Source organism: Aeromonas caviae, assembly GCF_000819785.1.
Taxonomy (GTDB): domain Bacteria; phylum Pseudomonadota; class Gammaproteobacteria; order Enterobacterales; family Aeromonadaceae; genus Aeromonas; species Aeromonas caviae.
Genome location: NZ_CDBK01000034.1, coordinates 27,401 through 51,339, shown reverse-complemented (window position 1 = coordinate 51,339; position 23,939 = coordinate 27,401). Strand labels below are relative to the sequence as shown.

23 protein-coding genes are annotated in these 23,939 nt (G+C 58.2%); 20 read left to right on the top strand and 3 right to left on the bottom strand.

Annotation, left to right across the window (positions count from 1 at the left end):
- Positions 1–31: 31 nt before the first annotated feature.
- Positions 32–295 (bottom strand): 30S ribosomal protein S20, encoded by a 264-nt coding sequence (gene rpsT, locus BN1120_RS04225; RefSeq protein WP_005308808.1) that lies wholly within the window; start codon positions 293–295, stop codon positions 32–34.
- A gap of 191 nt (positions 296–486) precedes the next feature.
- Here rpsT and murJ point away from each other — a divergent pair, with 191 nt between their 5' ends.
- From murJ to BN1120_RS04170, 12 genes are all read left to right on the top strand, one after another.
- Entirely contained in the window at positions 487–2,049 is a 1,563-nt protein-coding gene (murJ, locus tag BN1120_RS04220; protein ID WP_029313784.1) for a murein biosynthesis integral membrane protein MurJ, read from the top strand.
- Between the two features lie 207 nt (positions 2,050–2,256).
- Positions 2,257–3,231: a bifunctional riboflavin kinase/FAD synthetase gene (gene ribF, locus BN1120_RS04215; RefSeq protein WP_042014890.1), complete on the top strand. Its 975-nt coding sequence runs from the start codon at positions 2,257–2,259 to the stop codon at positions 3,229–3,231.
- On the top strand, positions 3,231–6,092 hold the full coding sequence (ileS, locus tag BN1120_RS04210) for an isoleucine--tRNA ligase (protein ID WP_042014888.1): 2,862 nt from the start codon (positions 3,231–3,233) through the stop codon (positions 6,090–6,092). Before ribF ends, ileS begins: the two co-directional genes overlap by 1 nt.
- Entirely contained in the window at positions 6,092–6,595 is a 504-nt protein-coding gene (lspA, locus tag BN1120_RS04205; RefSeq protein WP_010673100.1) for a signal peptidase II, read from the top strand. The genes ileS and lspA overlap by 1 nt, the downstream gene beginning before the upstream one ends.
- Complete coding sequence (gene fkpB, locus BN1120_RS04200) at positions 6,592–7,044, top strand: FKBP-type peptidyl-prolyl cis-trans isomerase (RefSeq protein ID WP_010673101.1); 453 nt, start codon at positions 6,592–6,594, stop codon at positions 7,042–7,044. The genes lspA and fkpB overlap by 4 nt, the downstream gene beginning before the upstream one ends.
- The gene (ispH, locus tag BN1120_RS04195; RefSeq protein ID WP_010673102.1) at positions 7,044–7,979 is read left to right on the top strand and encodes a 4-hydroxy-3-methylbut-2-enyl diphosphate reductase; all 936 of its coding nucleotides are present in this window, start codon (positions 7,044–7,046) and stop codon (positions 7,977–7,979) included. The genes fkpB and ispH overlap by 1 nt, the downstream gene beginning before the upstream one ends.
- A 110-nt stretch (positions 7,980–8,089) precedes the next feature.
- Entirely contained in the window at positions 8,090–8,497 is a 408-nt protein-coding gene (gene tppA, locus BN1120_RS04190; protein WP_039039991.1) for a type IVa pilus pseudopilin TppA, read from the top strand.
- A 3-nt stretch (positions 8,498–8,500) separates the two neighbouring features.
- Positions 8,501–9,064: a type IV pilus modification protein PilV gene (gene pilV, locus BN1120_RS04185; protein WP_042014887.1), complete on the top strand. Its 564-nt coding sequence runs from the start codon at positions 8,501–8,503 to the stop codon at positions 9,062–9,064.
- A complete protein-coding gene (locus BN1120_RS20605; RefSeq protein WP_080767882.1) occupies positions 9,061–10,143 on the top strand; it encodes a PilW family protein in 1,083 nt (360 codons plus the stop codon). The genes pilV and BN1120_RS20605 overlap by 4 nt, the downstream gene beginning before the upstream one ends.
- A complete protein-coding gene (tppD, locus tag BN1120_RS04180) occupies positions 10,140–10,583 on the top strand; it encodes a type IVa pilus pseudopilin TppD (protein WP_042014886.1) in 444 nt (147 codons plus the stop codon). Before BN1120_RS20605 ends, tppD begins: the two co-directional genes overlap by 4 nt.
- Before the next feature lie 11 nt (positions 10,584–10,594).
- On the top strand, positions 10,595–14,170 hold the full coding sequence (locus tag BN1120_RS04175; RefSeq protein ID WP_052455401.1) for a pilus assembly protein: 3,576 nt from the start codon (positions 10,595–10,597) through the stop codon (positions 14,168–14,170).
- Positions 14,167–14,451, top strand: coding sequence for a TapY2 family type IVa secretion system protein (locus BN1120_RS04170; protein WP_042014885.1), 285 nt, complete (start codon positions 14,167–14,169; stop codon positions 14,449–14,451). Before BN1120_RS04175 ends, BN1120_RS04170 begins: the two co-directional genes overlap by 4 nt.
- A gap of 13 nt (positions 14,452–14,464) precedes the next feature.
- On the opposite strand, the gene BN1120_RS04165 is transcribed toward BN1120_RS04170, so the two are convergent.
- Positions 14,465–14,968 (bottom strand): GspH/FimT family pseudopilin, encoded by a 504-nt coding sequence (locus tag BN1120_RS04165; RefSeq protein ID WP_010673109.1) that lies wholly within the window; start codon positions 14,966–14,968, stop codon positions 14,465–14,467.
- A 137-nt stretch (positions 14,969–15,105) separates the two neighbouring features.
- On the opposite strand from BN1120_RS04165, the gene BN1120_RS04160 reads away from it, so the two are divergent.
- The 4 genes from BN1120_RS04160 to luxS are packed head-to-tail and all read left to right on the top strand — an operon-like array spanning position 15,106 to position 18,253.
- Entirely contained in the window at positions 15,106–16,728 is a 1,623-nt protein-coding gene (locus tag BN1120_RS04160) for an NAD+ synthase (RefSeq protein ID WP_042014884.1), read from the top strand.
- Positions 16,729–16,737: 9 nt separating this feature from the next.
- Positions 16,738–17,076, top strand: coding sequence for a nitrogen regulatory protein P-II (gene glnB, locus BN1120_RS04155; protein WP_005308848.1), 339 nt, complete (start codon positions 16,738–16,740; stop codon positions 17,074–17,076).
- Positions 17,077–17,122: 46 nt separating this feature from the next.
- Positions 17,123–17,725, top strand: coding sequence for a transglycosylase SLT domain-containing protein (locus tag BN1120_RS04150; protein WP_042014883.1), 603 nt, complete (start codon positions 17,123–17,125; stop codon positions 17,723–17,725).
- 18 nt (positions 17,726–17,743) lie between these two features.
- Positions 17,744–18,253 carry an S-ribosylhomocysteine lyase gene (luxS, locus tag BN1120_RS04145; RefSeq protein WP_010673112.1) on the top strand — a complete coding sequence of 170 codons (510 nt, stop codon included), beginning with the start codon at positions 17,744–17,746 and terminating at the stop codon, positions 18,251–18,253.
- A 61-nt stretch (positions 18,254–18,314) separates the two neighbouring features.
- On the opposite strand, the gene BN1120_RS04140 is transcribed toward luxS, so the two are convergent.
- Positions 18,315–19,337: a GGDEF domain-containing protein gene (locus tag BN1120_RS04140; protein WP_041214487.1), complete on the bottom strand. Its 1,023-nt coding sequence runs from the start codon at positions 19,335–19,337 to the stop codon at positions 18,315–18,317.
- Between the two features lie 133 nt (positions 19,338–19,470).
- On the opposite strand from BN1120_RS04140, the gene rnr reads away from it, so the two are divergent.
- From rnr to BN1120_RS04120, 4 genes are all read left to right on the top strand, one after another.
- Entirely contained in the window at positions 19,471–21,864 is a 2,394-nt protein-coding gene (gene rnr, locus BN1120_RS04135) for a ribonuclease R (protein ID WP_042014881.1), read from the top strand.
- On the top strand, positions 21,861–22,610 hold the full coding sequence (gene rlmB, locus BN1120_RS04130) for a 23S rRNA (guanosine(2251)-2'-O)-methyltransferase RlmB (RefSeq protein WP_041214488.1): 750 nt from the start codon (positions 21,861–21,863) through the stop codon (positions 22,608–22,610). Before rnr ends, rlmB begins: the two co-directional genes overlap by 4 nt.
- Positions 22,611–22,617: 7 nt before the next feature.
- Positions 22,618–23,187 carry a Crp/Fnr family transcriptional regulator gene (locus tag BN1120_RS04125; RefSeq protein WP_042014880.1) on the top strand — a complete coding sequence of 190 codons (570 nt, stop codon included), beginning with the start codon at positions 22,618–22,620 and terminating at the stop codon, positions 23,185–23,187.
- Between the two features lie 151 nt (positions 23,188–23,338).
- A complete protein-coding gene (locus tag BN1120_RS04120; RefSeq protein WP_042014879.1) occupies positions 23,339–23,794 on the top strand; it encodes a GNAT family N-acetyltransferase in 456 nt (151 codons plus the stop codon).
- Positions 23,795–23,939: the final 145 nt, after the last annotated feature.

Below are 23,939 nucleotides of genomic sequence, written 5' to 3'. Positions count from 1 at the left end.
GGTTTTTTCAGCTTTCATCAGCGGATGCTGATTAAGCCATGGCTTTGATCTGGGCAGACAGGCGGCTCTTGTGACGAGCAGCTTTGTTCTTGTGGATCAGGCCTTTGGTCGCCATACGATCCATGATCGGCTGAGCAACAGCGAAAGCGGCAGTGGCAGCAGCCTTGTCACCAGAGGCGATGGCAGCGATCACTTTCTTCAGGTAGGTACGGGTCATGGAACGACGGCTGGCGTTGTGCTGACGACGTTTCTCTGACTGAAGAGCACGCTTCTTAGCAGATTTGATGTTAGCCAAGGTAAAACTCCTAAAACTGTCTTAGCGAGTGTATTGAAAAGGCCCGGAAATATGCCTTCCCAACCACATATTGTCAAATGATTTGTGCAAATAAACACCGCCCCCCGGTGGTGTGTCAGATGGGAGACGGTTAAACTGTCGGCCGATTCTAACAGCATTCTTTTCTTTCCGACAGTTCCAGAGGCCTCGTCTTGAGTAAGAAATTGATCAAATCCGGCATGATAGTGTCCGGAATGACGCTGGCATCCCGTGTGATGGGCTTGGTGCGCGATGTGGTCATCGCCAATTTGCTCGGTGCCGGGGTGGCCGCAGACGTCTTCTTCTTCGCCAATCGCATTCCCAACTTCTTGCGCCGTCTCTTTGCCGAAGGGGCATTCAACCAGGCCTTCGTGCCCGTGATGACGGAGTACAAGAAAAATGGTGACGAGCAGGCGGTTCGGGAGCTGCTGGCGGCGGTGGCGGGCACCCTGGGTGGCATCGTCACCGTGGTCACCTTGCTCGGGGTGCTGGGTTCCGGTGTCCTGACGGCCCTCTTTGGTTGGGGCTGGTTCTGGGACTGGCTGCATGGCGGACCGGCGGCGGAGAAGTTCGAGCTGGCCAGTCTGATGCTCAAGATCACCTTCCCCTATCTCTGGTTCATTACCTTCACCGCCATGGCTGGGGCCATTCTCAATACCTTTGGCCGTTTTGCCGTGTCCTCCTTCACGCCGGTGTTCCTCAACATCACCATGATTGCAGCGGCCTGGTGGATAGCGCCCTTGATGGAGCGCCCCGAGATCTCCCTGGCGATCGGTGTCTTCCTCGGCGGTCTGGTCCAGTTTTTGTTCCAGTATCCTTTTCTGCGCCAGCTCAACATGCTGGTCTGGCCCAAGTGGGGTTGGCACCATCCCGGGGTGGTGAAGATCCGTACCCTGATGATCCCGGCCCTGTTCGGCGTGTCGGTCAGCCAGATCAACCTGCTGATCAACACCATGCTGGCCTCGTTTCTGGCTACCGGTGCCATCAGCTATCTCTATTACTCGGACAGGTTGCTGGAGTTTCCCCTCGGCCTCTTTGCGGTGGCCATCAGCACGGTGATCCTGCCTGCCCTGGCCAGAAAACACGTGGATGCGGATCCGGCGGATTTCTCTCGCACCATGGATTGGGGGGTGCGCATGGTGATGCTGCTCGGCTTGCCAGCCATGGTCGGCATCGCCGTGCTGCGCGAGCCCATACTGCGGGTACTTTTCATGCGCGGTGAGTTCGGTCTGCACGAGGTGAGCATGTCGAGTGCCAGCCTGCTGGCCTCCACTACGGGGCTGCTTTCCTTGATGCTCATCAAGGTACTGGCCCCCGGTTATTACGCCCGCCAGGACACCAGGACGCCGGTGCGTATCGGCATCATGGCCATGGTAGCCAACATGGTGTGCAACCTTATTTTCATCTATCCGCTCGGCTACGTCGGGCTGGCGCTGGCGACCGCCTGCTCCGGCACCCTGAATGCCGTACTGCTGTTCAAGGGGCTCTATCAGCAGGATGTTTATCGCCCTTCCCGCAACACCGGGCTGTTCTGCCTCAAGCTCTTGGCGGCAACGGTCTTGATGGGGGGGCTTCTGGCCTATCTGTCACCGGATCTCGCCCAATGGGGGGCCTGGAGCATGGGCAAGGCCAGCCTGGAGTTGACCCTGCTGCTCTGCCTGGGCGGAGCGCTGTATGGCATTGTCCTCTTGGCATTGGGGATCCGGCCACGGCACCTGAGAGCCGGTCAGCAATAAGGAGCCAGCTGCAAGGGAGGGGACAGTACAGGGTCGATGGGGGCGGTCTCAGGGGCTGTCGGGTTGGCCCGCCAACGAGGTGCGATGCTCCTGGCAGAGTCCGAGAAGTGGGCGGGATGGCTAAATCGGCTCAACGGCAGGGCTGACCCTGCCTGCTGCCTGATATATAATCCGCCGATTTCCATGGCAGCAACGCACAAGGCACTGATGGAGCTTATTCGCGGCATTCACAATATCAAGCCCCGTCACCGGGGCTGTGTATTGACCATAGGCAACTTCGATGGGGTTCATCAGGGGCACCACGCGGTGTTGGCCCGCTTGCAGGAGAAGGCAGCCCAACTTGGCCTGCCCGCCTGCGTCATGTTGTTCGAACCCCAGCCGCTGGAGCTGTTTGCGGGCAGTGCCGCGCCCGCCCGCCTCAGCCGCTGGCGGGAGAAGTACGAGGCCCTCAAGGGAATGCAGATCGATCGCATGCTCTGCGTGCGTTTCACCCATCGTTTTGCCGAGCAGGCGGCCTGCACCTTCATCGAGCAACTGCTGGTGGAGAAACTCGGCGTGCACTATCTGGTGGTCGGCGACGATTTTCGCTTCGGCAAGGGGCGGGAAGGGGACTTCCACCTGCTGGAGGAGGCCGGTCGGCGCTTCGGGTTCGAGGTGATCAGCACCCAGAGTTTCCAGCTTTCCCGCCAGCGGGTCAGCAGCACCCTGGTGCGCGAGGCCCTCAAAGCGGGTCGCATGGCGGAGGTGGAGTTGATGCTCGGTCGCCCCTATGCCATCAGCGGCCGGGTGGCCCATGGCGACAAGCTGGGGCGCACCATAGGTTTTCCCACCGCGAATCTGGCCCTCAAACGCCAGGTTGTCCCGGTCGGTGGCGTGTTTGCGGTGGAAGTGATATGTTCCGGCAAGACTTTCCCCGGTGTCGCCAATGTGGGTGTACGTCCGACCTTGAGCGGTACACAAGCCAGATTGGAAGTACATCTATTTGATTTTTCTGGTGATCTATATGGTCAGCAGGTCAAGGTGCTGCTTCGCCACAAGCTGCGCGAAGAGCAGAAATTTGACTCTTTCACCGCCTTGAAAGAGCAGATCGAACGAGATGCCCTGGCGGCCCGAGCCTGGTTCGGGCTGCCACAATTTCATTTACCCAGCACTCTTTTAGAAAAGAAGGGAACCCAGGACTGATGAGCGACTATAAACACACCCTGAATCTGCCGGAAACCGAGTTTCCGATGCGTGGCGATCTGGCCAAACGCGAACCCAACATGTTGAAACGTTGGTACGATCAGGATCTTTACGGCGCCATTCGCCGCGCCAAAGCGGGCAAGCCTTCTTTCATTCTGCACGATGGCCCCCCCTATGCGAACGGCAGCATTCACATCGGTCACTCGGTCAACAAGATCCTCAAAGACATCATCATCAAGTCCAAGGGCCTTTCTGGCTTCGATTCCCCCTATGTACCGGGCTGGGATTGCCACGGTCTGCCCATCGAGCTGAAAGTGGAAGGGATGGTCGGCAAGCCGGGCGAGAAGGTTTCCGCCGCCGAGTTTCGCGCCGAGTGCCGCAAATACGCCAAAACCCAGATCGAAGCGCAGAAGACCGACTTCATCCGTCTGGGCGTGCTGGGTGACTGGGAACACCCCTACCTGACGATGGATTTTGGCACCGAAGCCAACATCATCCGCTCCATGGCCAAGATCGTTGAAAACGGCCATCTGCACAAAGGCTCCAAGCCGGTGCACTGGTGTACCGATTGCGGCTCCGCGCTGGCTGAAGCAGAAGTGGAGTACTACGACAAGAACTCCCCCTCCATCGACGTGCGCTTCAAGGCCGTCGACGAGGCTGCCGTTGCCGCCAAGTTTGATTGCGCCGAAGGCCACACCGGCAAGGGCGCGCTCTCTGCCGTGATCTGGACGACCACCCCGTGGACCCTGCCGGCCAACCGTGCCATCGCCATGCATGCCGATCTCGACTACGCACTGGTGCAGGTTGAGGGCGACAATCCCGAGCGTCTGATCCTGGCCGCCGAGCTGGTCAAGGACGTGATGGATCGCGCCGGCATCGAGCACTTCCACAACCTGGGCTACGCCAAGGGTGCCGCACTCGAGCTGCTGCGCTTCAACCACCCCTTCTACAGCTTCGACGTACCTGTGGTGCTGGGTGACCACGTCACTCTGGACGCCGGTACCGGCGCGGTGCACACCGCCCCTGGCCACGGTCAGGAAGACTTCGTGGTCGGTCAGAAGTACGGTCTGGAAGTGGCCAACCCGGTTGGCAGCAACGGCGTGTACCTGCCGGATACCGAACTGTTTGCCGGCCAGCACGTGTTCAAGGCCAATGCGGCCGTGGTCGAGGTGCTGACCGAGCGCGGCGCCCTGCTGCATCACAAGGTATTCAACCACTCCTACCCGCATTGCTGGCGTCACAAGACCCCGATCATCTTCCGTGCCACCCCCCAGTGGTTCATCAGCATGGAGCAGAAGGGTCTGCGCAAGCGTGCTCTGGAAGAGATCGAGCGTATCGAGAAAGAGGGCATTGCCCAGCATGGCCAGAGCGGCTGGGTTCCGGCCTGGGGCAAGAATCGCATCCAGGCGATGGTCGAGAACCGTCCTGACTGGTGCATCTCCCGTCAGCGTACCTGGGGCGTGCCCATCTCCCTGTTCGTTCACAAGGATACCCAGGCGCTGCACCCGGAGTCCGTGCGCCTGATGGAAGAGGTGGCCAAGCGGGTCGAGCAGTCCGGCATCCAGGCCTGGTGGGATCTGGACAAGGCCGAGCTGCTGGGCGCGGACGCCGACAACTACGAGAAGGTGCCTGATACCCTGGACGTCTGGTTTGACTCCGGTTCTACCCACGCCTCCGTGGTCGACGCCCGTCCCGAGTTCAACGGCAAGCCGGCCGACATGTATCTGGAAGGCTCTGACCAGCACCGTGGCTGGTTCATGTCCTCCCTGATGATCGGCGTCGCCATGAAGGACAAGGCACCCTACAACCAGGTGCTGACTCACGGCTTCACCGTGGACGGTCAGGGCCGCAAGATGTCCAAGTCCATCGGCAACGTGGTAAGCCCTCAGGACGTGATGAACAAGCTGGGTGCCGACATCCTGCGTCTGTGGGTAGCGAGCACTGACTACACCGGTGAGATGACCGTCTCCGACGAGATCCTCAAGCGCTCCGCCGACGCCTATCGTCGTATCCGCAACACTGCCCGTTTCCTGCTGGCCAACCTGAACGGTTTCAATCCGGCGACCGACATGGTGGCGCCTGCCGAGATGGTGGTGGTGGATCGCTGGGCAGTGGGCCGTGCCAAAGCGGTACAAGCCGAGATCGTAGCCGCGTTCGATGAGTACAACTTCCACGGCGTGACCCAGAAGCTAATGCAGTTCTGCTCCATCGAGATGGGTTCCTTCTACTTGGACGTCATCAAGGATCGTCAGTACACCGCCAAGGCCGACAGCCTGGCCCGTCGCTCCTGCCAGACCGCCCTCTATCACATCGCTGAGGCCATGGTGCGCTGGATGGCGCCCATTATGAGCTTCACCGCCGACGAGATCTGGGCTCTGCTGCCGGGCGAGCGCGGCGAGTTCGTCTTCACCGAGGAGTGGTACGACGGCCTGTTCGGGCTGGAAGCGGGCGAAGTGCTGAACGACGAGTTCTGGGCCGAGATCCTCACCGTGCGCGGTGAAGTGAACAAGGCGCTGGAAGTGGCCCGTGGCGAGAAGCGCATCGGTGGTTCTCTGCAGGCCGAGCTGACCCTGTTCGCCAAGCCGGAGCTGGCCGCGCGTCTGAACGCCCTGGCCGATGAGCTGCGCTTCGTGCTGCTCACCTCCAAGGCCAAGGTAGTCAGCGTCGATGCCGCACCGGCAGAGGCCGTAGCGACCGAGCGCGATGACCTGTGGCTCTGCGTGGCCCAGTCTGCCGCCGCCAAGTGCGACCGCTGCTGGCACCATGTGGAAGACGTGGGCACCATTGCGGGCCATGAAGAGATCTGTGGCCGCTGCGTCACCAACGTCGAGGGTGACGGCGAAACGCGTCAATTTGCCTGATGAACATGACTCAACATAAAAGCGGCCTGCGTTGGCTGTGGCTGGCGGTGCTGGCCTTCGTACTGGACCAGGCGAGCAAGCTCGCCGTGGTCAAGCTGCTGCCGTTTGGCTACCCGGGGGTGGAGATCACCCCCTTCTTCAACCTGGTCCACGTCTACAACAAGGGGGCGGCTTTCAGCTTCCTGGCAGATCAGGGAGGCTGGCAGCGCTGGTTCTTCGCTGTGCTGGCGTTCGCCATCTGTGGCCTGCTGATCCACTGGCTGCGCAAGCAGTCGGTCACCCAGCGCTGGAGCGGTATCGCCTACAGCCTGATCATCGGCGGGGCGCTCGGCAACGTGTTTGACCGGCTGGTGCTGGGCCATGTGGTCGACTTCCTCGACTTCTATTGGCAGCGCGCCCATTGGCCGGCGTTCAACCTGGCTGACAGCTTCATCTTCATCGGTGCCGCCATGATCGTGCTGGACGGCTTCCGTGGCGAGAAAAAACAGGACGCGACCTCATGAGCCAGCTGATTGTTGCGGACAGCAGCGTGCTGTTCCATTTCTCTATCAAACTGGAAGATGGCTCGGTGGCCGACAGCACGGCGCTGCACGGCAAGCCTGCCCGTCTGCGGATGGGAGACGGCAGCCTGACGCCGAGCTTCGAGCAATGCCTGCTGGGGCTGCGCGAAGGGGAGAGCAAGAGCTTTACCCTGGCGCCGGAAGAGGCGTTCGGCCTTTCCAATCCTGACAACATCTACCATCTCGATCGCGCCAAATTCGGTAACGAAGTTGAGCCCAAGGTGGGTACCATCATTCTGTTTGACCAGCCCAACGGCAGCGAACTGCCCGGGATCATCCGGGCGGTGGAAGGGATGTCGGTCACGGTCGATTTCAACCACCCCCTGGCAGGTCACACCGTCACCTTCGAGGTGGAGATCCTGGGAGTTGATGACGAGGAGAAGGTGCACTGATGGATATTCTGCTGGCTAACCCCCGTGGCTTCTGTGCCGGTGTCGACCGGGCCATCAGCATCGTCGAGAGCGCGCTGGAGAAGTTCGGTGCCCCCATCTATGTCCGTCACGAGGTGGTGCACAACCGCTACGTGGTGAACAAGCTCAAGGAAGCGGGTGCCGTTTTCGTCGAAGAGCTGGACGAGGTGCCGGATGACAGCATCGTCATCTTCTCCGCTCACGGTGTCGCCAAGGTCGTGCGCGAGATGGCCAAATCCCGCGCCCTCAAGGTGTTCGATGCCACCTGTCCGCTGGTGACCAAGGTGCACATGGAGGTCCATCGCGCCAGTCGCAAAGGCTCCGAAGCCGTGCTCATCGGCCATGCCGGCCACCCCGAGGTGATCGGCACCATGGGACAGTACGAGAACAGTGAGGGGGGCATGTATCTGGTGGAGACACCGGAAGACGTGGCCAGGCTCAAGGTGAAGAACCCGGATGACCTCTGCTTCGTTACCCAGACGACACTCAGCGTGGACGAGACCTCGGATGTCATCGATGCCTTGCGTGCGCACTTCCCCAAGATCCAGGGGCCGCGCAAGGATGACATCTGCTACGCCACCCAGAACCGCCAGGATGCGGTGCGGGAGATGGCCGGGCTGGTGGATGCCATGCTGGTGGTGGGATCGCGCAACTCTTCCAACTCCAACCGACTGCGGGAGCTGGCCGAGAAGGTGGGCGCCAAGGCCTACCTCATCGACGACGCCTCCATGATTGAGCCGCAATGGCTGGACGGAGTTGCCCGTATCGGGGTCACGGCGGGTGCGTCAGCCCCCGATGTGCTGGTTCAGAATGTCATTGCCCGTCTGCGCGAGCTGGGAGGCAAGATAGTGACCGAGCATCCTGGCCGGGAAGAGAATGTGGTGTTTGAAGTGCCGCCCGAGCTTAGAATTATTTAAATGTGGCCAGGATGGCCTGAGAATAAAGAGTTATGTTCCTGATGCCGGATTTGTCGTTGCGACCTATCCGGCATTAGACTATATGAACCGCCAGTCACCAAGGATGGGATATGATTGGGTTCTATCGAGGCTTTTCTCTCATTGAATTGATGATTGTCGTCGCAATCGTGGCGATTCTTGGCACTATTGCCTATCCCTCCTATCAGCGTTACCTGCTGTCCAGCCACCGAATTGATGCCAAAAAAATGCTGTTGGACGCCGCCAACAGACAAGAAACCTATTTTATGGACTTCAATCGGTATACCTCATCCGCAGCCGATTTGAATATCTCGGAGAACTCCGAATCCGGCTTCTATCACCTGGTCATCTCGGCCGGGGTCAATACATACATCCTGTTTGCCACGGCCTCTGGTGCGCAGGGGTCAGACAGCGACTGCATCATTTTCTCCATCGACCAGGATGGCACCCGGAGTGCCACCCGGCTCGGGGATACCGTCAACAATGCTTGCTGGGACTAGGCGATGAAACCACTGCACCATCGACACACGAGGGGATTCAGCCTGCTGGAGGTGATGATTGCGGCCGTGGTGCTCTCCTTCGGCTTGCTGGGATTGGTTGCAATGCAGGTTACCGCCAAGTTTTCCAGCTACGAAGCGCGTCAGCGCACCATCGCCAACTGGCTGGCCAATGATCTGGTGGAACGCGCCAGGATCAACAAAGACAGCTGGTCTGGTCAGGGAACGACAGTGGTATCCGGCAACGCGATCCTGGATATGCCGAGCTGTGCCAACAACAATGGCACCATGTCGGATTGCAGCAGGACTGAGCGGCAGGCACTGGACCTCTTCTACTGGCAGCAGTCTCTGCTGGGAACCGCGGTATCCGGTGCCGCGTCACCTCTGCAATCTCCGGTCGGCTGCGTGATCCGTGGCGCCAACAACAGTTTGACCATAGGGATCTTCTGGCAGGGGCGGGAGTCTTTGTCCGATGGTGCCGGTGCAGTGGCCGCGGTGCGCAACAGTTGTGGGTTGGGCAATGCGGCAGACAGACAGAGGCGTCAGTTCGTACTGACGACCACACTATGAATGCCCGCGGCTTCACCCTGATTGAATGGCTGATTGCCATGTTGATCGGCGTATTTCTGGTGGGCGGGGGCCTCAGCATCTTCGTGGCTTCCCGTGCCACAACGGAGGATGCTTTCGATCAGAGCGAGTTGCAGGAGAACGGTCGTATCGCGATGCGCCTGGTGACCCAGGACCTGAAATGGGCGGGCTTCTGGGGGGACTACACAGGTTCTCCATTAATTATTGGGTCAGGTGCAGTTCAATCTAATACAGGCGCATCATTAGTCAGTTCAATTGATTGTTTGGATGAACGAGGTCAAGGTAGTTTGCCAACGGCTACAAGTCTTGTTCGTCCTCTTTGGATCGGTTGGATAGATAATACACGAGCGATAACTGGTGGCGCATTTTCATGTATTCCAATAGGAGTTAGAGTTGCAAGGACTAATGTCATTAGTATTAAGAGACTCATCGGCGATCCTTTTGATATTAGCGATCTACCAGCAGCTACTGTTGCATCTAGATTACTAGAAGCTAATACAAAAACTGCTGCTTCTGATAGGTTTTATCTAGCAACAACAACGGAGTCCGCTGAACTTTTTAAAAGTGGAGATGTTATAAACTCTACATCTAGGCCCAGCCATTTATGGGAATATCAGCATGTAATTTATTATATTTCATCGGGTGATATTCCAATGCTCAGAAAAAAATATCTTACTGTATCTGATGGACTATCTAGTAATGATGAGTCGATATCAGGTTGTAGTGCACCTAATGACTGTTCTTTAGGTGTCGCTGCAGGCATACAAAATATACAGGTTTTATTGGGTGTAGATAATGATATCGTACAAGATGGGATAGTTGATAGTTATGTTAGTGGTCAAAATGTTACGTCTGATGAATGGAGAGAAGGGCGAGTCATTTCAGCTAGAGTGTTTATTCTGGTGCGTTCACTTCAAGAGTCTCATGATTATGAAAATAATAATATCTATCAGGTAGGTACTGAATCTGTTTCGGGGAATGGCGATGGTTATCGTCGCTTGCTCTTGGAATCCAGTGTCTCATTACGTAATCCAGCCGTGATTGCAGGAGGAGGAAAATGAGATCACAGCATGGCGTAGCCCTGATCGTCGCGCTGATCATCCTGGTACCTCTGACGCTGATCGCCGTGGTGGTGATGCAGTCCTCCGGGCAGGATCTCAAGATGGCAGGCTCTGCGGCCAATTTCAGGCAGGCAGAACACAGACTGGAAGGCATCATCGAAGCGGCGGTACAGAGCAATAACATATCGACGGTGATTGCAAACATAGGTTCTGCGCAGGGGGCGAGTGCTGCCATCAGTGTCAATAGCAGCAATAATTCAGCCAATGTGGCCCTCACCAATCGCACGGAAACTGTCTGCAAACGCAAGGTGGATGCCAGCAGCAGCAATGTGATTCCTGTATGCAAATATGTCGAGCTACAGGCCGGTGTCAATTATGGAAAATATTCTCGCCCGCTGACCTGGACTGCGGGTGTGGAACAGCCACTGCTCACAAAATAGGAGCGAAGGATATGTGGTTACAACGATTCGGTTCAATTTTATGCTGGTGCAGTCTTGTTTTTGGCATGACGTCAACACGAGCCGATGACACCGAGCTTTTTATATACGACTTTAATAAGGCTGGTGATTTCAGACCTAAAGTGCTGTTGATATTTGATAACTCCGGCAGTATGGCTGACACCATGGAACAGATAAAGGAAGCTTATAATCCAGCGACTGTCTATCCAGCCTTGAGCAATGATCCCGACAAAAGCAATACTAAACAATATATCTATTTTTCAACCGATGGGAGCATTCCCGCTATTAATAGCAACAAGCGTTTCTCTGACAAACTGAACGCTTGTGCCACCTCCAAGGGACCTCTTGCAAGTATCGGTTATTTTCAGTCGCAAGTCTGGACTTATGAAGTGACAAGTGGCAACCCTCCGGGGAGAGGGAGGGGAAGCTGGTATTCAATTAGTGGTTATCAGGAAAACAACATCGACTTGGTCGATTGCAAGCAGGATGTGACCGCAAATAACCCTGCCAACCCATACACAGGTACTTGGAGTGTTGGCACCGGGTATCCGGTCAATAAAACCAGCAATAATCAAGGCTCATGGTTTTATACAGCGGCAACAAGAGACTCTGTTAATGCCAGCAATACGGCCGTGGTGCTTTATTCTGCCAACTATATCAGGTGGTATTACGGGCCTACGGGTTACTCTATAGAATCCCGGCTGCGTATTGCCAAAGATGCAGTCAAAGGATTGATATCATCTGCCCCCGGGGTTGATTTTGGTCTGGCTATTTTCAACAGGAATGACAGTAGCAGTACCAATGGCGGCAGAGTTGTCCGGGATATTCTGGGTAGCGAGATCACGTTGTCGAATGGCAAGACCGGAGAACAAGACCTGCTCGACAGGGTCGAAGGACTGACTGCCAGTACCAACACACCATTATGCGAGACGTTGAGTGAGGCGTATCGCTTCTTCGGGGGACGAAGCGTTGTTTATGGCTTGCAAGGAGGCACGAGAGATACGACCGCCGAAAGCCCGACAGGTACCTATCAAGCCCCCTATGACAACTGCTCAAACAACGGTTACGTCATATACATCACCGATGGGGAGCCGACTCAGGACGGGGATGCCAATACCTTTGTCCAGGGATTGATAAATACATTGTCCAGCGATGAAAAAGCAGCTTATGGCACTACCGTTTCTTATGGTTCGGGGAACAGGTCCAGCAGTTATCTGGCCGCATTGGCGGGCTATATGAAACACAAGGATGTGAATGCCGTTTCTCCTGGTACCCAGACAGTCACGACCTTTACCGTCGGGTTTGGTGACGAGGCGATAAGCGGGGCCGGTAATTTGCTTGCTGAAACCGCCCGTCGTGGTGGCGGCGTTTATTATCCGGCAACCAACGCCTCTGCCCTGAGTGATGCGTTGAAGGCGTCGCTGCTGGCGATCCTGCGGATCAATACCTCGCTGGTGTCCCCCGCCATTGCCAGCAACAACTTTGACCGGACACGCAGTCTCAACAACATCTATTACGCCATGTTTGAGCCGGATGATGGTCCCAGATGGCGGGGCAATCTGAAAAAACTGATCTTTTCTCCTGACGGTTATGTGGCTGACAGCCGGGGACTGCCTGCTATCAAGTTTGATGGCACCATCATCGACAGTGCCCAGACGTTCTGGTCATCCGGCCGTGACGGGAACGTTGTGGCCGAAGGTGGGGCGCAAGAGATGTTGGCGGGGAAAAGCAACCGCAGTCTCTATGTCATCAACAATGCCCAGAACCGCCTCGATCAGCTGACCAAGGCCAATCTGGTGACGCAGGCTGGCAGTGAAGCTGCGCTCATGACCTTCATGCAGGCAGATACGACGACTGAACTCGATTCCCTGATCAACTGGACCAAGGGGTTGGATGTCGACGATGAGGACTTTGATACATCAACCCTGATCCGCGCCCATATCATGGGTGACCCCCTGCACTCACGTCCCCTGGTGCTGAATTATGGCCCGCAATCCGGTAACCCGACGGATGCGCCGGACTTGCGTATCCTGTTTGGGACCAACGCTGGTTTTCTGCATATGTTCAAGGACATGGGGAGCACCATAGACGAAAGCTGGGCGGCGATACCTTATGAGTTCATGGCCAATCAGAAGGCGCTGCGCCTCAATGCGGAATCAGCCGAACATATCTACGGTGTTGACTCTTCTCCGGTTGCCCTTATCAAGGATGCCAATCGCAACGGGGTGCTGAAATCCTCCGAGAGTGATTTTGTCTGGGTATTTACCGGCTTGAGGAGCGGCGGCAAAGCCTATTATGCATTCAACGTTTCCAGCCCGGATACGCCGACACTGAAGTGGCGTCTGAACAGTCTGACGACTGGTTTTGGTGAGCTGGGGCTGACCTGGTCGGTACCGGAAGTCGCGTTTGTGCCGGGAGTCAGTGATCCCGTACTTATCTTTGCTGGCGGTTATGACGTGAACAAGAGCGTGCTGGGATTGGGAACCAGTGACAGCATGGGCAGAGGTATCTACATCGTCAATGCCGACACAGGGGCGCTGATATTCAGTGCAACCCCTGCTGCGACTTCAACCAGCAACCTCAGGGTCACGGAGATGACCGACAGCATGCCCGGATCGGTAGCTACGCTTGACAGCGATGGTGATGGCAAAGTCGATCGCATCTATGTGGGTGATACGGGGGGCAATATCTGGCGCATGGATCTCCCTGGCACCAACAAATCTGACTGGCGCGTCTTCAAATTTGCCAGCCTGGGGTCGGATGTCACTCAAGCCGATGATCGCCGTTTCTTCACCCAGCCTATCGTGGTGCGTACCATCAACAAGCAGGTCACCCGCACCGTTGTGGGAGGGAATGTGGTCTACTCCTATCAGGATCGTCCCTTTGATGCAGTGCTGATTGGGAGTGGAGACCGCAATCGCCCCTCATCGGAAGCGACCGTCCGCAATGGCTATTTCATGTTGCGTGATTATGATGTCGTGCCGCGTGCCGCCAATGCGCAGGCGAGAAGCCCCATCTTGATTACTGACCTTTATGATGTGACCTCTGATCCTTTGTCTGCCCAGACAAACACGGATGGAATATTGGCGACCAAGGCGGGAATTACCACTGCCAAAGGGTGGGTCAATTGGTTGAACGAACCGGGTGAGAAATCCATGGGGGCCGGGGTCGTACTTCAGGGCAAGCTTTACTTCACCTCGTTCCTGCCGCAAGTGCAGTCGTTCCAGCAATGCACCATTCAATCCATCGGGGCTGCACGCCAATACATGGTAGACATGCATTATGGCAGTTCCTTCCGTTATGTGGTTGATCTTGAAGGCAACCAGACACCTGAGCGTTATGTCGAAGTACAGAACAAGGTTGCCGACGATTTGGTGGTGCATGCAGGAGACGATGCCAAGATCCGCATTATTGGAGGCGGTGTCGGGGAAGAGGTCATCCTGAAAGATGAAGGGGATGGTGAGCCTGAGCGTTGTACCGGAGCGGGAGAGTGTAACCAGGGGGCAGAGGAGGCTGAGATGGATATGTCGCCCAAGAAAATTTACCTCTACGAAGGAGAGGCACAATGAAAACACGCAGCGGGGTGTTGGGTTTGTGCCTCTTGTTATCCGGGTCCGTCTTGGCAGATGACATAAAATGTTATGTCGAGCTGGTTAACGGCCAGAAGGTTGTCCTGCACGGTACTGTGGCAGACAACACGCCAAAGGCGGTGCAGGATAAATTCAAACAAAGAGGATACGAGGTGGATGGTGCGGTACAGCCTGTGAAGAAAATCCTGGAATGCCGCACTGTGGAGGAAAATTTCCAGTCAAAAGAGGGTCAGCAACAGGATGCCCGTCAACTGCGATAGCGAAGAACTTCATTCATAGGCAGATATTTGCCTGGGTAGATTGGGTGGTGCGGCCGGAGGGAGAGATGACCAGATTTATCTGGGCATTTCCTGAACGACACAGTGTGATGGTGGCATTGGTACCCAGGCTGGTGCCATCAGGGCTGAAGGTAGTGGAAGTTCGATTGTTTGCAGCAGTCAGCGAGTCAGATAGCTGAGGGCTTCTTGCCAGGATCTGCTCACCGTTATTGAAAATGTCATTGCCATTACCGTCGACGAACACGAGGAATTGGGTCGGATTGGCGGTGACACAATTGTCACTGGCATTGGCAAGGCACACAGTGACAGATTGCTGGTTGTCGATGGCTTGGCTACGAGCAAAACGCAGATATTTCAAGAGTGTGCGAGATTCAAATTTCAAGGCATTCTCATTGAGCAGGCTCGACATGGCCGGTGCACCAATACCAAGCAAGATGACCCCCAGACTGACGGCGATCATCAGTTCCAGCAGGGTGAATCCTTTCTCGTCCTTGATCATGGCAGTATCTCCCTCGATTAGTTACATCTTATCTCCAGACAGCCAGAACACCAGCGCAAAGCCCAAGTGTTGAGCTGGCACAGCCAGCGCCTTTTCTTTATCATTCCCCATCATTTTCGAATTCAAGATGCATCGCCATGGCAAAAGCCCTCTCTCTGATGCTTGCCCAGTTAAATCTGACGGTAGGCGCCATCGAAGATAACTGTGACAAGGTACTGGCGGCAGCAGCCCTAGCCGATCAGCAAGGGGCCGATCTGCTGGTTTGCTCCGAGCTGGCCCTGACAGGATACCCGCCTGAGGATCTGCTGTTGCGCGCCGACCTGATGATCCGGGTCGAGGCTGCGCTGTCCCGCATCGCGGCATGGCAGGGACAATGTGCCATTCTGGTGGGCCATCCCTGGCGCGAAGAGGGGGCGCTTTACAATACGGCGTCTCTCTACGAGCGCGGTCAACTGCGGGCACGTTATTTCAAACAGGACTTGCCCAACTACGGGGTGTTCGACGAGAAGCGCTACTTCACTGCGGCGACCGATACCTGTGTGGTGCCGTTCCGTGGCCATCAGTTGGGCTTGCTCATCTGCGAAGATCTCTGGCAGCCGGGGCCGGCGCTGGCCGCCAAGGCGGCGGGAGCCGAGCTGCTGCTCACCATCAATGCCTCTCCTTATGATCAGGAAAAACCCTGGATCCGCCGCGAGCTGATGGCGGAACGCTGCGATCAGACCGGCCTGCCGCTCATCTACCTCAACCAGGTATGCGGCCAGGACGAGCTGATCTTCGACGGCTGCTCCAAGGTGTTCAACAGCCAGGGCGAGCTGACCCACAAGCTTGCTCCATTTGCCGAAGAGCTGGCGCTGGTGCGCTTTGCCGATGGTCAGCCGGTAAAGGAGCGGGAACCCTCGGCGCCGCTGGAGCCGTTGGCCGAGACCTATCAGGCCCTGGTGCTGGCGGTGCGCGACTATGTCACCAAGAACGGTTTTCAGGGCGCCGTGCTGGGCCTCTCCGGTGGTATCGACTCGGCGCTGACCCTGGCCATTGCGGCCGATGCCATCGGGGCGGACAAGGTGCAGGCGGTGATGATGCCGTTCCGCTACACCGCCCAGATGAGCGTGGAGGATGCCAAGGAGCAGGCCGAGCGGATGGGGGTGGAGTTCAATATCATCTCCATCGAGCCCATGTTCGAGGGCTTTATGGCCCAGCTGGCACCGCTGTTTGAAGGGACTGCCCGCGACACCACCGAAGAGAACCTGCAGGCGCGCTGCCGTGGTGTGCTGTTGATGGCGCTCTCCAACAAGCGTCGCCGCATCGTGCTGACTACCGGCAACAAGAGTGAAATGGCGGTCGGCTACGCCACTCTGTACGGCGACATGGCCGGAGGCTTCGACGTGCTGAAAGATGTGCCCAAGACGCTTGTTTTCAAGCTGTGCGAATACCGCAATTCCGTCGATTATGTGATCCCGCAGCGTGTCATCGATCGTCCCCCGTCGGCCGAGCTGGCACCGGATCAGGTGGACCAGGATAGCCTGCCCCCCTATGACATCTTGGATGCCATCCTCAAGCGCTACGTGGAAGAGGATGCGTCTGTCGCCGACATGGTGGCGGAAGGTTTCGAAGAGGCGGTGGTACGCAAGGTGATCCGCCTGGTGGATCTCAACGAATACAAGCGCCGTCAGGCCGCCGTCGGCCCTCGCATCACGGCTCGCAACTTTGGTAAGGACCGCCGCTATCCCATCACATCCGGGTTCGGCAAACAGAACTGGTAAGGAGTCACCATGAAGAAGATTGAAGCCATCATCAAACCGTTCAAGCTGGACGATGTGCGCGAGGCCCTGGCCGAGATCGGCATCAACGGCATGACAGTGTCCGAGGTCAAGGGGTTCGGCCGCCAGAAGGGGCATACTGAGCTCTATCGCGGTGCCGAGTACATGGTCGACTTCCTGCCCAAGGTCAAGGTGGAGCTGGTGGTGCAGGACGAGGATCTCGATGCCTGCCTGGAAGCCATCCAGAACACAGCGCGTACCGGCAAGATCGGTGATGGCAAGATCTTCGTCTGCGAGGTGGAGCGCGTCATTCGTATTCGTACTGGTGAAGAGAACGAAGACGCGATCTGATGTGGTGGATGTGCCCTGTGATGAACAGCAAGAGTCTGTCGCTCTGATGTCGTTTTACCGTATCGGGGTCGTGGCGGCGTGCCTGATGGCGCTCACCGCGTGCAGTACCCGGCCGCCGGCCCAGCCGGAAAACTTGTGCCAGATCTTTCGGGAGAAACCCGAGTGGCACGAGGCGGCGCTCAAGATGAACGAGAAGTGGGGGACACCTGTCCAGGTAGTGATGGCCATGATGTACCAGGAGTCCTCCTTCGTGCATGATGCTCAGCCGCCGATGCAGTATTTCCTCTTCATCCCCACCGGGCGGGCCAGTTCAGCCTACGGCTATGCCCAGGTGAAAGACGAAACCTGGGCCGACTACCAGCGGGAAACCGGCAACGGCTGGAGCGATCGCGACGACTTTGCCGACGCCATCGATTTCATGGGCTGGTACACTCACAAGGCACAGCGGCTCAACGGCACATCCAAGTGGGATGCCTATGGCCAGTATCTCAATTATCACGAAGGCTGGGGGGGCTACCGACGTGGCAGCTACCGCAGCAAGGGATGGCTGATGAAGGTCTCCCGCAAGGTGGAGGCCCGTGCCCAGCGCTACGGTGCCCAGTATCGACAATGCAAGGATCAGCTCTCCAGCGGGGGCTGGTTCTGGTAACCAAATCAGGAGTCAGAAATGCCGTTATTGGACAGTTTTACCGTCGACCATACCCGCATGGCCGCCCCGGCAGTGCGGGTGGCGAAGACCATGCAGACCCCGAACAAGGACACCATCACCGTGTTCGACCTGCGTTTCTGCGTGCCGAACGAGGAGATCCTCTCCGAGCGCGGCATCCATACCCTGGAGCATCTGTTTGCCGGCTTCATGCGTGACCATCTCAATGGGAATGGGGTGGAGATCATCGACATCTCTCCCATGGGTTGCCGCACCGGCTTCTACATGAGCCTGATCGGTGCGCCGGATGAAGCCCGTGTTGGCGCTGCCTGGCAGGCCGCCATGAGCGACGTGCTGACCGTGCAGGATCAGGGCAAGATCCCCGAGCTGAACGAATACCAGTGCGGTACTTACAGCATGCATTCGCTGGAAGAGGCCCATGCCATCGCCCGCCATGTGCTGGAGCGCGGTATCGGTGTCAACCACAATGACGAGCTGGCCCTGCCGGAAGAGAAGCTGAAAAGCCTCTGATCCCGAGAAGGGAAGCATGAAAAAGGCCGGTCAATGACCGGCCTTTTTGCATCTGGTGGGATCAGGAAGGCAGTGGCATCACCCGATTGCGTCCCAGCTCCTTGGCCTTGTAGAGCAGCTTGTCGGTACGCTCGATCAGGGTGTCTGCCGTCTCCTGGGGGATGTATTCCCCCACACCGAACGAGGCGGTGATGTGATCGATGCGTCGCCCGGATTTGCGATCCAGAATCGACATCCGCTCGATGACGCGACGCAGGCTCTCGGCCATCTGGCGGGTCAGTGCCAGGGCGCGGTTTGGCACCAAGAGGGCAAACTCCTCACCCCCCAGGCGATAGGCGGTTATGCCCTCCTTGCTGGCCTCTCGCAGCCGCTTGCCGACGATGCGCAGCACCTGGTCCCCCAGCAGATGTCCGTATTCGTCGTTGAAGTTCTTGAAGCGATCGATATCGGTCAGGATCAGGGAGAAGGGCTGCTTGCTGCGGATGAGGCTGTCCATCTCGAGATCGAAGGCGCGTCGATTGAGCAGAGACGTGAGCGGGTCCTCGGTGGCCAGCTTCCTCGTCTCGTTCAGGGCCTGTTTCAGCTCCTTGATCTCTTTCTCGGCGCTGCTGAGCTGGTTGCGAAAGTGGAGGGTGGACATGCGTACGTCACGCGACTCGCGCACGAGATCCCGCAGGATCCCCATGGTGTCTTCCAGGCTGAGCCCCTCGTCGTCTATCTTGCTCAGCTTGTCGAAACTCTTGTCGAGCATCTCCTGAAACAGCCCGGTATCGGAGATGGCATCCTGCATCGAGTGACTCAGCTCGCTGGCCATGGCGGCCAGATTGAGTTTCATCGCCTCCATCTGCTGCTCGTCCTGGGCTGCAAGGTGCTGGTGGTAGAGACGCTCGCAGGTGGTCAGGGAGAAGGTTCCCTGCTGCTTTATCGCCTGATCGACGGCATGGTTGAGTTCGGGCATGTCGCCGGAGACATAGCTGTACCAAAGGTGATAGTTGTTCGGCGTGGTGGGAATTTGATACTTGATCATCAGGGGAACCGCCTGTTTCAAATAGGCGGCAGATTGGGCGAACGAGTCCTTGCTCATGAGTTCCGAGTCTCACATACCTGCAAACTGTGTCCAGTATGACAGAGAGAATGGCCAAAAGGCAGTCGATGGATGCCATTAGCTCCCCCCTCCGATATAATGTCTGCGTTATTACCTACCCTAAGGCCTGCTTATGTCTCAAAAAGATCCTTTCCTCCAACGCGAGGCCGAAAAATACGAAAACCCCATCGCCAGTCGCGAGATGCTGCTGGAGCTCATCAAGGGCCATGAAAAACCCATGTCCCGGGAAGAGCTGGCCAAGGTCCTCAAGCTGACCGATGAAGAGCCGTTGGAAGCCTTGCGACGTCGTCTGCGCGCCATGGAGCGCGACGGGCAGCTCGTGTTCACCCGCAACCAATGTTACGCCCTGCCGGATCGCCTGAATCTGGTCAAAGGCTATGTGCTTGGCCACAAAGATGGATTCGGTTTTCTGCGCCCCGAGGGTGGTGGAGCGGATCTCTTCCTGAACAACCGTGAGATGCAGCGCCTGATGCATGGCGACTATGCCCTGGTGCAGCCGACCGAGATCGATCGCAAGGGTCGTCAGGAAGCGCGTCTGGTGCGCCTGCTCAAATCCCGCGAGGCGGACATCGTCGGTCGTTACTTCGTCGAGAACGGCGTCGGTTTCGTGGTACCCGATGACAGCCGCATCGGCCAGGACATCATCATCCCGGAAGGGGAGAACAAGGGGGCTCGCCAGAGCCAGGTCGTGGTCGTGCGCATCAACCAGCGCGCCACTGCCCGCTTCAATGCGGTCGGTACCGTCTTGGAAGTCCTGGGTGAGAACATGGCGCCCGGCATGGAGATCGAGATCGCCCTGCGTACCCACGGCATTCCGCACACCTGGCCGGAAGAGGTGACCAAAGAGGTCGCCGGTCTCGGTGAGCAGGTGCCGGAGAAGGCCAAAGAGGGTCGCATCGACCTGCGCGCTCTGCCGCTGGTGACCATCGACGGGGAAGACGCCCGCGACTTCGATGACGCTGTCTTTTGTGAAGCCAAGCGCGGTGGCGGCTGGCGCCTGTGGGTCGCTATTGCCGACGTTTCTGCCTATGTGAAACCGGGCACGGCCCTCGACACCGAAGCCTATCAGCGCGGAAACTCGGTCTATTTCCCCGAGTTCGTGGTGCCCATGCTGCCGGAGGTGCTCTCCAACGGTCTGTGTTCCCTGAACCCGCAGGTCGACCGGCTCTGCATGGTGTGCGAGATGACCATCTCCGCCGCCGGCCGCATGTCCGGCTACAAGTTCTACGAAGCGGTAATGAACTCCCACGCTCGCCTGACCTACACCAAGGTAGCGGCGATCCTGGACGGGGATCCCAAGCTGCGTCAGCAGTATGATCCGCTGGTGGGCCACATCGAGGAGCTGAGCAACCTCTACAAGGCGCTCAAGCATGCTCGCCATCAACGCGGTGCGGTAGAGTTCGAGAGCGAGGAGACCCGCTTCATCTTCAACGCCCAGCGCAAGATCGACCGTATCGTACCGCTGGTGCGCAATGACGCCCACAAGATCATCGAAGAGTGCATGATCCAGGCGAACGTGGCGGCCGCCCGCTACATCGAGAAGAACGAGGCCGCCGCCCTGTTCCGGGTGCACGACCGCCCGGGCGAGGAGCGTCTGACCGGCTTCCGTGACTTCCTGGCCGAACTGGGTCTGGAGCTCAAGGGGGGCCTGGAGCCCGAGCCGAAGGACTTTGCCGACCTGGCCGCCAAATTCGAAGGGCGCCCGGATGCGGAACTGCTCTCCACCATGCTGCTGCGCTCCATGCGTCAGGCCATCTATCAGGCCGACAACATCGGTCACTTCGGCTTGGCCCTGAAGTCCTACGCTCACTTCACCTCGCCAATCCGTCGTTACCCGGATCTCATCCTGCACCGGGCGATCAAGTACCAGACCGCCAAGGAGCAGCAGGGCAACCTGCGCCACAAGTGGACGCCGAGCGGTGGCTACCACTACCAGCTGGAAGAAGTGGACCCCATGGGCGAGCACTGCTCCATGACGGAGCGCCGTGCCGATGATGCCACCCGCGACGTGGCAGACTGGCTCAAGTGCGAGTACATGCTGGATCACGTGGGTGACGAGTTTGACGGCGTCATCGCCAGCGTCACCGGTTTTGGCTTCTTCGTGCGTCTGGCGGAGATCCACATCGACGGTCTGGTGCACGTCAGCACCCTCACCAACGACTACTACCAGTTCGACCCCCTGCACCAGCAGCTGATCGGCGAGAACTTCCGCCGCCGCTACCGTCTGGGTGACAAGGTGCGGGTCAAGGTGATGGGCGTGAACCTGGACGATCGCAAGATCGACTTCGTGATGGTGGAAGAGCCCCTCAAGGCCACCGGCAAGAACGCCAAGGAGATGGCGCGCAAGCAGGCCGAGATCAAGAAAGAGAAGGCCAAGAGCGCCCAGCGCCACGAGAAACGCAAAGAGGGCAAGGAGAGCGGTAAATCCGACAAGGGTGGCCGTGCCAAGCCCAGCAACAGACGACCGGGCAAGAAGGCCCGCGACAAGGCCAAGAGCACTAAATGAGTACTGAACTGATCTACGGCATTCACGCCGTCTCCGCGCTGCTGGAGCGCACCCCCGAGCGCTTCATCGAGGTGTGGGCCCTCAAGGGCCGCGATGACGAGCGGCTGCATCCCCTGCTGGCCGAGCTGGAGTCCCTCGGTATCAGGGTGCAGAGCGTGAACCGCAAGACGCTGGATGACAAGGCGGAAGGCAACAATCACCAGGGCATCATGGCCAAGGTGATTGAAGCGCCCAAGCTGGCCGAGCACGACCTGGCCAGCCTGCTGGACGGTCTGGCGGCGCAAGAGACAGCGCCCTTCCTGCTGGTACTGGACGGGGTGACCGATCCGCACAATCTCGGCGCCTGTCTGCGCAGTGCCGATGCCGCCGGGGTGCATGCGGTGATCGTGCCGCGGGACAAGGCCACAGGCCTCACATCCGTGGTGCGCAAGGTCGCCTGTGGCGCCGCCGAAGTGGTGCCGCTCATCCAGGTCACCAACCTGGCCCGCAGCCTGCGCGAGCTGCAGGAGCGCGGCGTCTGGATCGTCGGCACCGCCGGCGAGGCGGATCACGATCTCTATCAGGCCAAACTCACCGGCCCCATGGCGCTGGTGATGGGGGCCGAAGGCAAGGGGATGCGCCGTCTGACCCGCGAGCACTGCGACGAGCTGGTGAGCATCCCGATGGCGGGGGCGGTATCCAGCCTCAACGTCTCGGTGGCGAGCGGTGTCTGCCTGTTCGAAGCCGTGCGCCAGCGCCGCGTCTGACAAGACGATGACCGACAGACCCCCCTTTGTCTGGGAACGGGTTGCAGATGAGCAGGAGGCCGAGCGCCTCCTCTCTTTTGTCCGCTCCCTGACCTTGCCCCCTCGCACCTGCCTCTGGCATGCCGGTGACAGTCCGGCACTGCTGGTCAGGGTGGAGGAGGGATTGCTGCGGGCCAGGGTGGTGCTGGCGGATGGCCGCGAGTACATCAAGGAGTTCTATTGGGAGGGGGACGAGTTTATCGACTTCCACCACCTGCTCAGTGGTGAGCCCGCCCGCTACAGCGTGGAGGCGCTGGAGCCTTGCCGGCTGCAGCTTCTTCCGCTGGCGGATCTGCGCCGACTCCCTTGCTGGCCCGCCTGGTATCACCATCTCCTTGAAGTGCAACTGCGCATCAAGGAGGAGAAAGAGCTGTTGCTGCTGACCGGGGGCCCAGAGGCGCGCTATCAGCATTTTCTGCGAAGCTTCCCCGCGCTGGATGCCAGGGTTCCGGATCACCAGATTGCCGCCTATCTGGGGATCACCCCCATCAGCCTGAGCCGCATCCGCAGGCGGCTGAAAACGCGCGATCAGGGTTGAGCTAGAAGGGATTGCCGATGAACCTGGGCAGAGATCGGCTCTTTGCCGGCCATGTCCGCATTGGATGAGAAGGGGGGCAACTTAACCAAGGTTAATGCCCCTCGTCGGGAGCAAGATTATGCTGTCAGACCCCATTAAACAGGAGTCATTCATGAACTGGAGTATGAAATCCTGGTCCGAGCTGACCACTGATGAATTGTATGAGCTGCTTGCCCTGCGCGCCGAGGTGTTCGTGGTGGAGCAGACCTGCCCTTTCCAGGATCTGGACGGGCTCGATCGCCGCGAAGGGGTCTGGCACCTGCTCGGCTATCAGGGCGATCTGCTGGCCGCCTATGCCCGCATCATGGCACCCGGCATTGGTGATGGCAGCGGCGCCGCCATCGGCCGCGTGGTTACCTCTCCCACGTCGCGGGGGGGCGGACTGGGTCACCGCCTGCTGGTGCAAGCGGTCAGAGAGTGCGAGGCACGCTGGCCTGCACACAGTATCTGGCTCGGTGCACAGGCCCACCTGCAAGGTTTTTACGGCCAGCATGGTTTCGTGGCCGAAGGGGAAGGGTATCTGGAAGATGACATCCCTCACATGGGGATGCGAAGGGAGCCTGCCTGACATCGTCAGGTGCCAGGAAAGGGGCAAGTGGCCCCTCATCCGTGGTGCATCGCATGGTTTTTTTGCTACCCCGTGGCCATGTGGTCGTCAGCCCGGGGTGAGATACCGCCGCGCTGATCTGCCTGCGGTCTCTCTGTCGGGACAC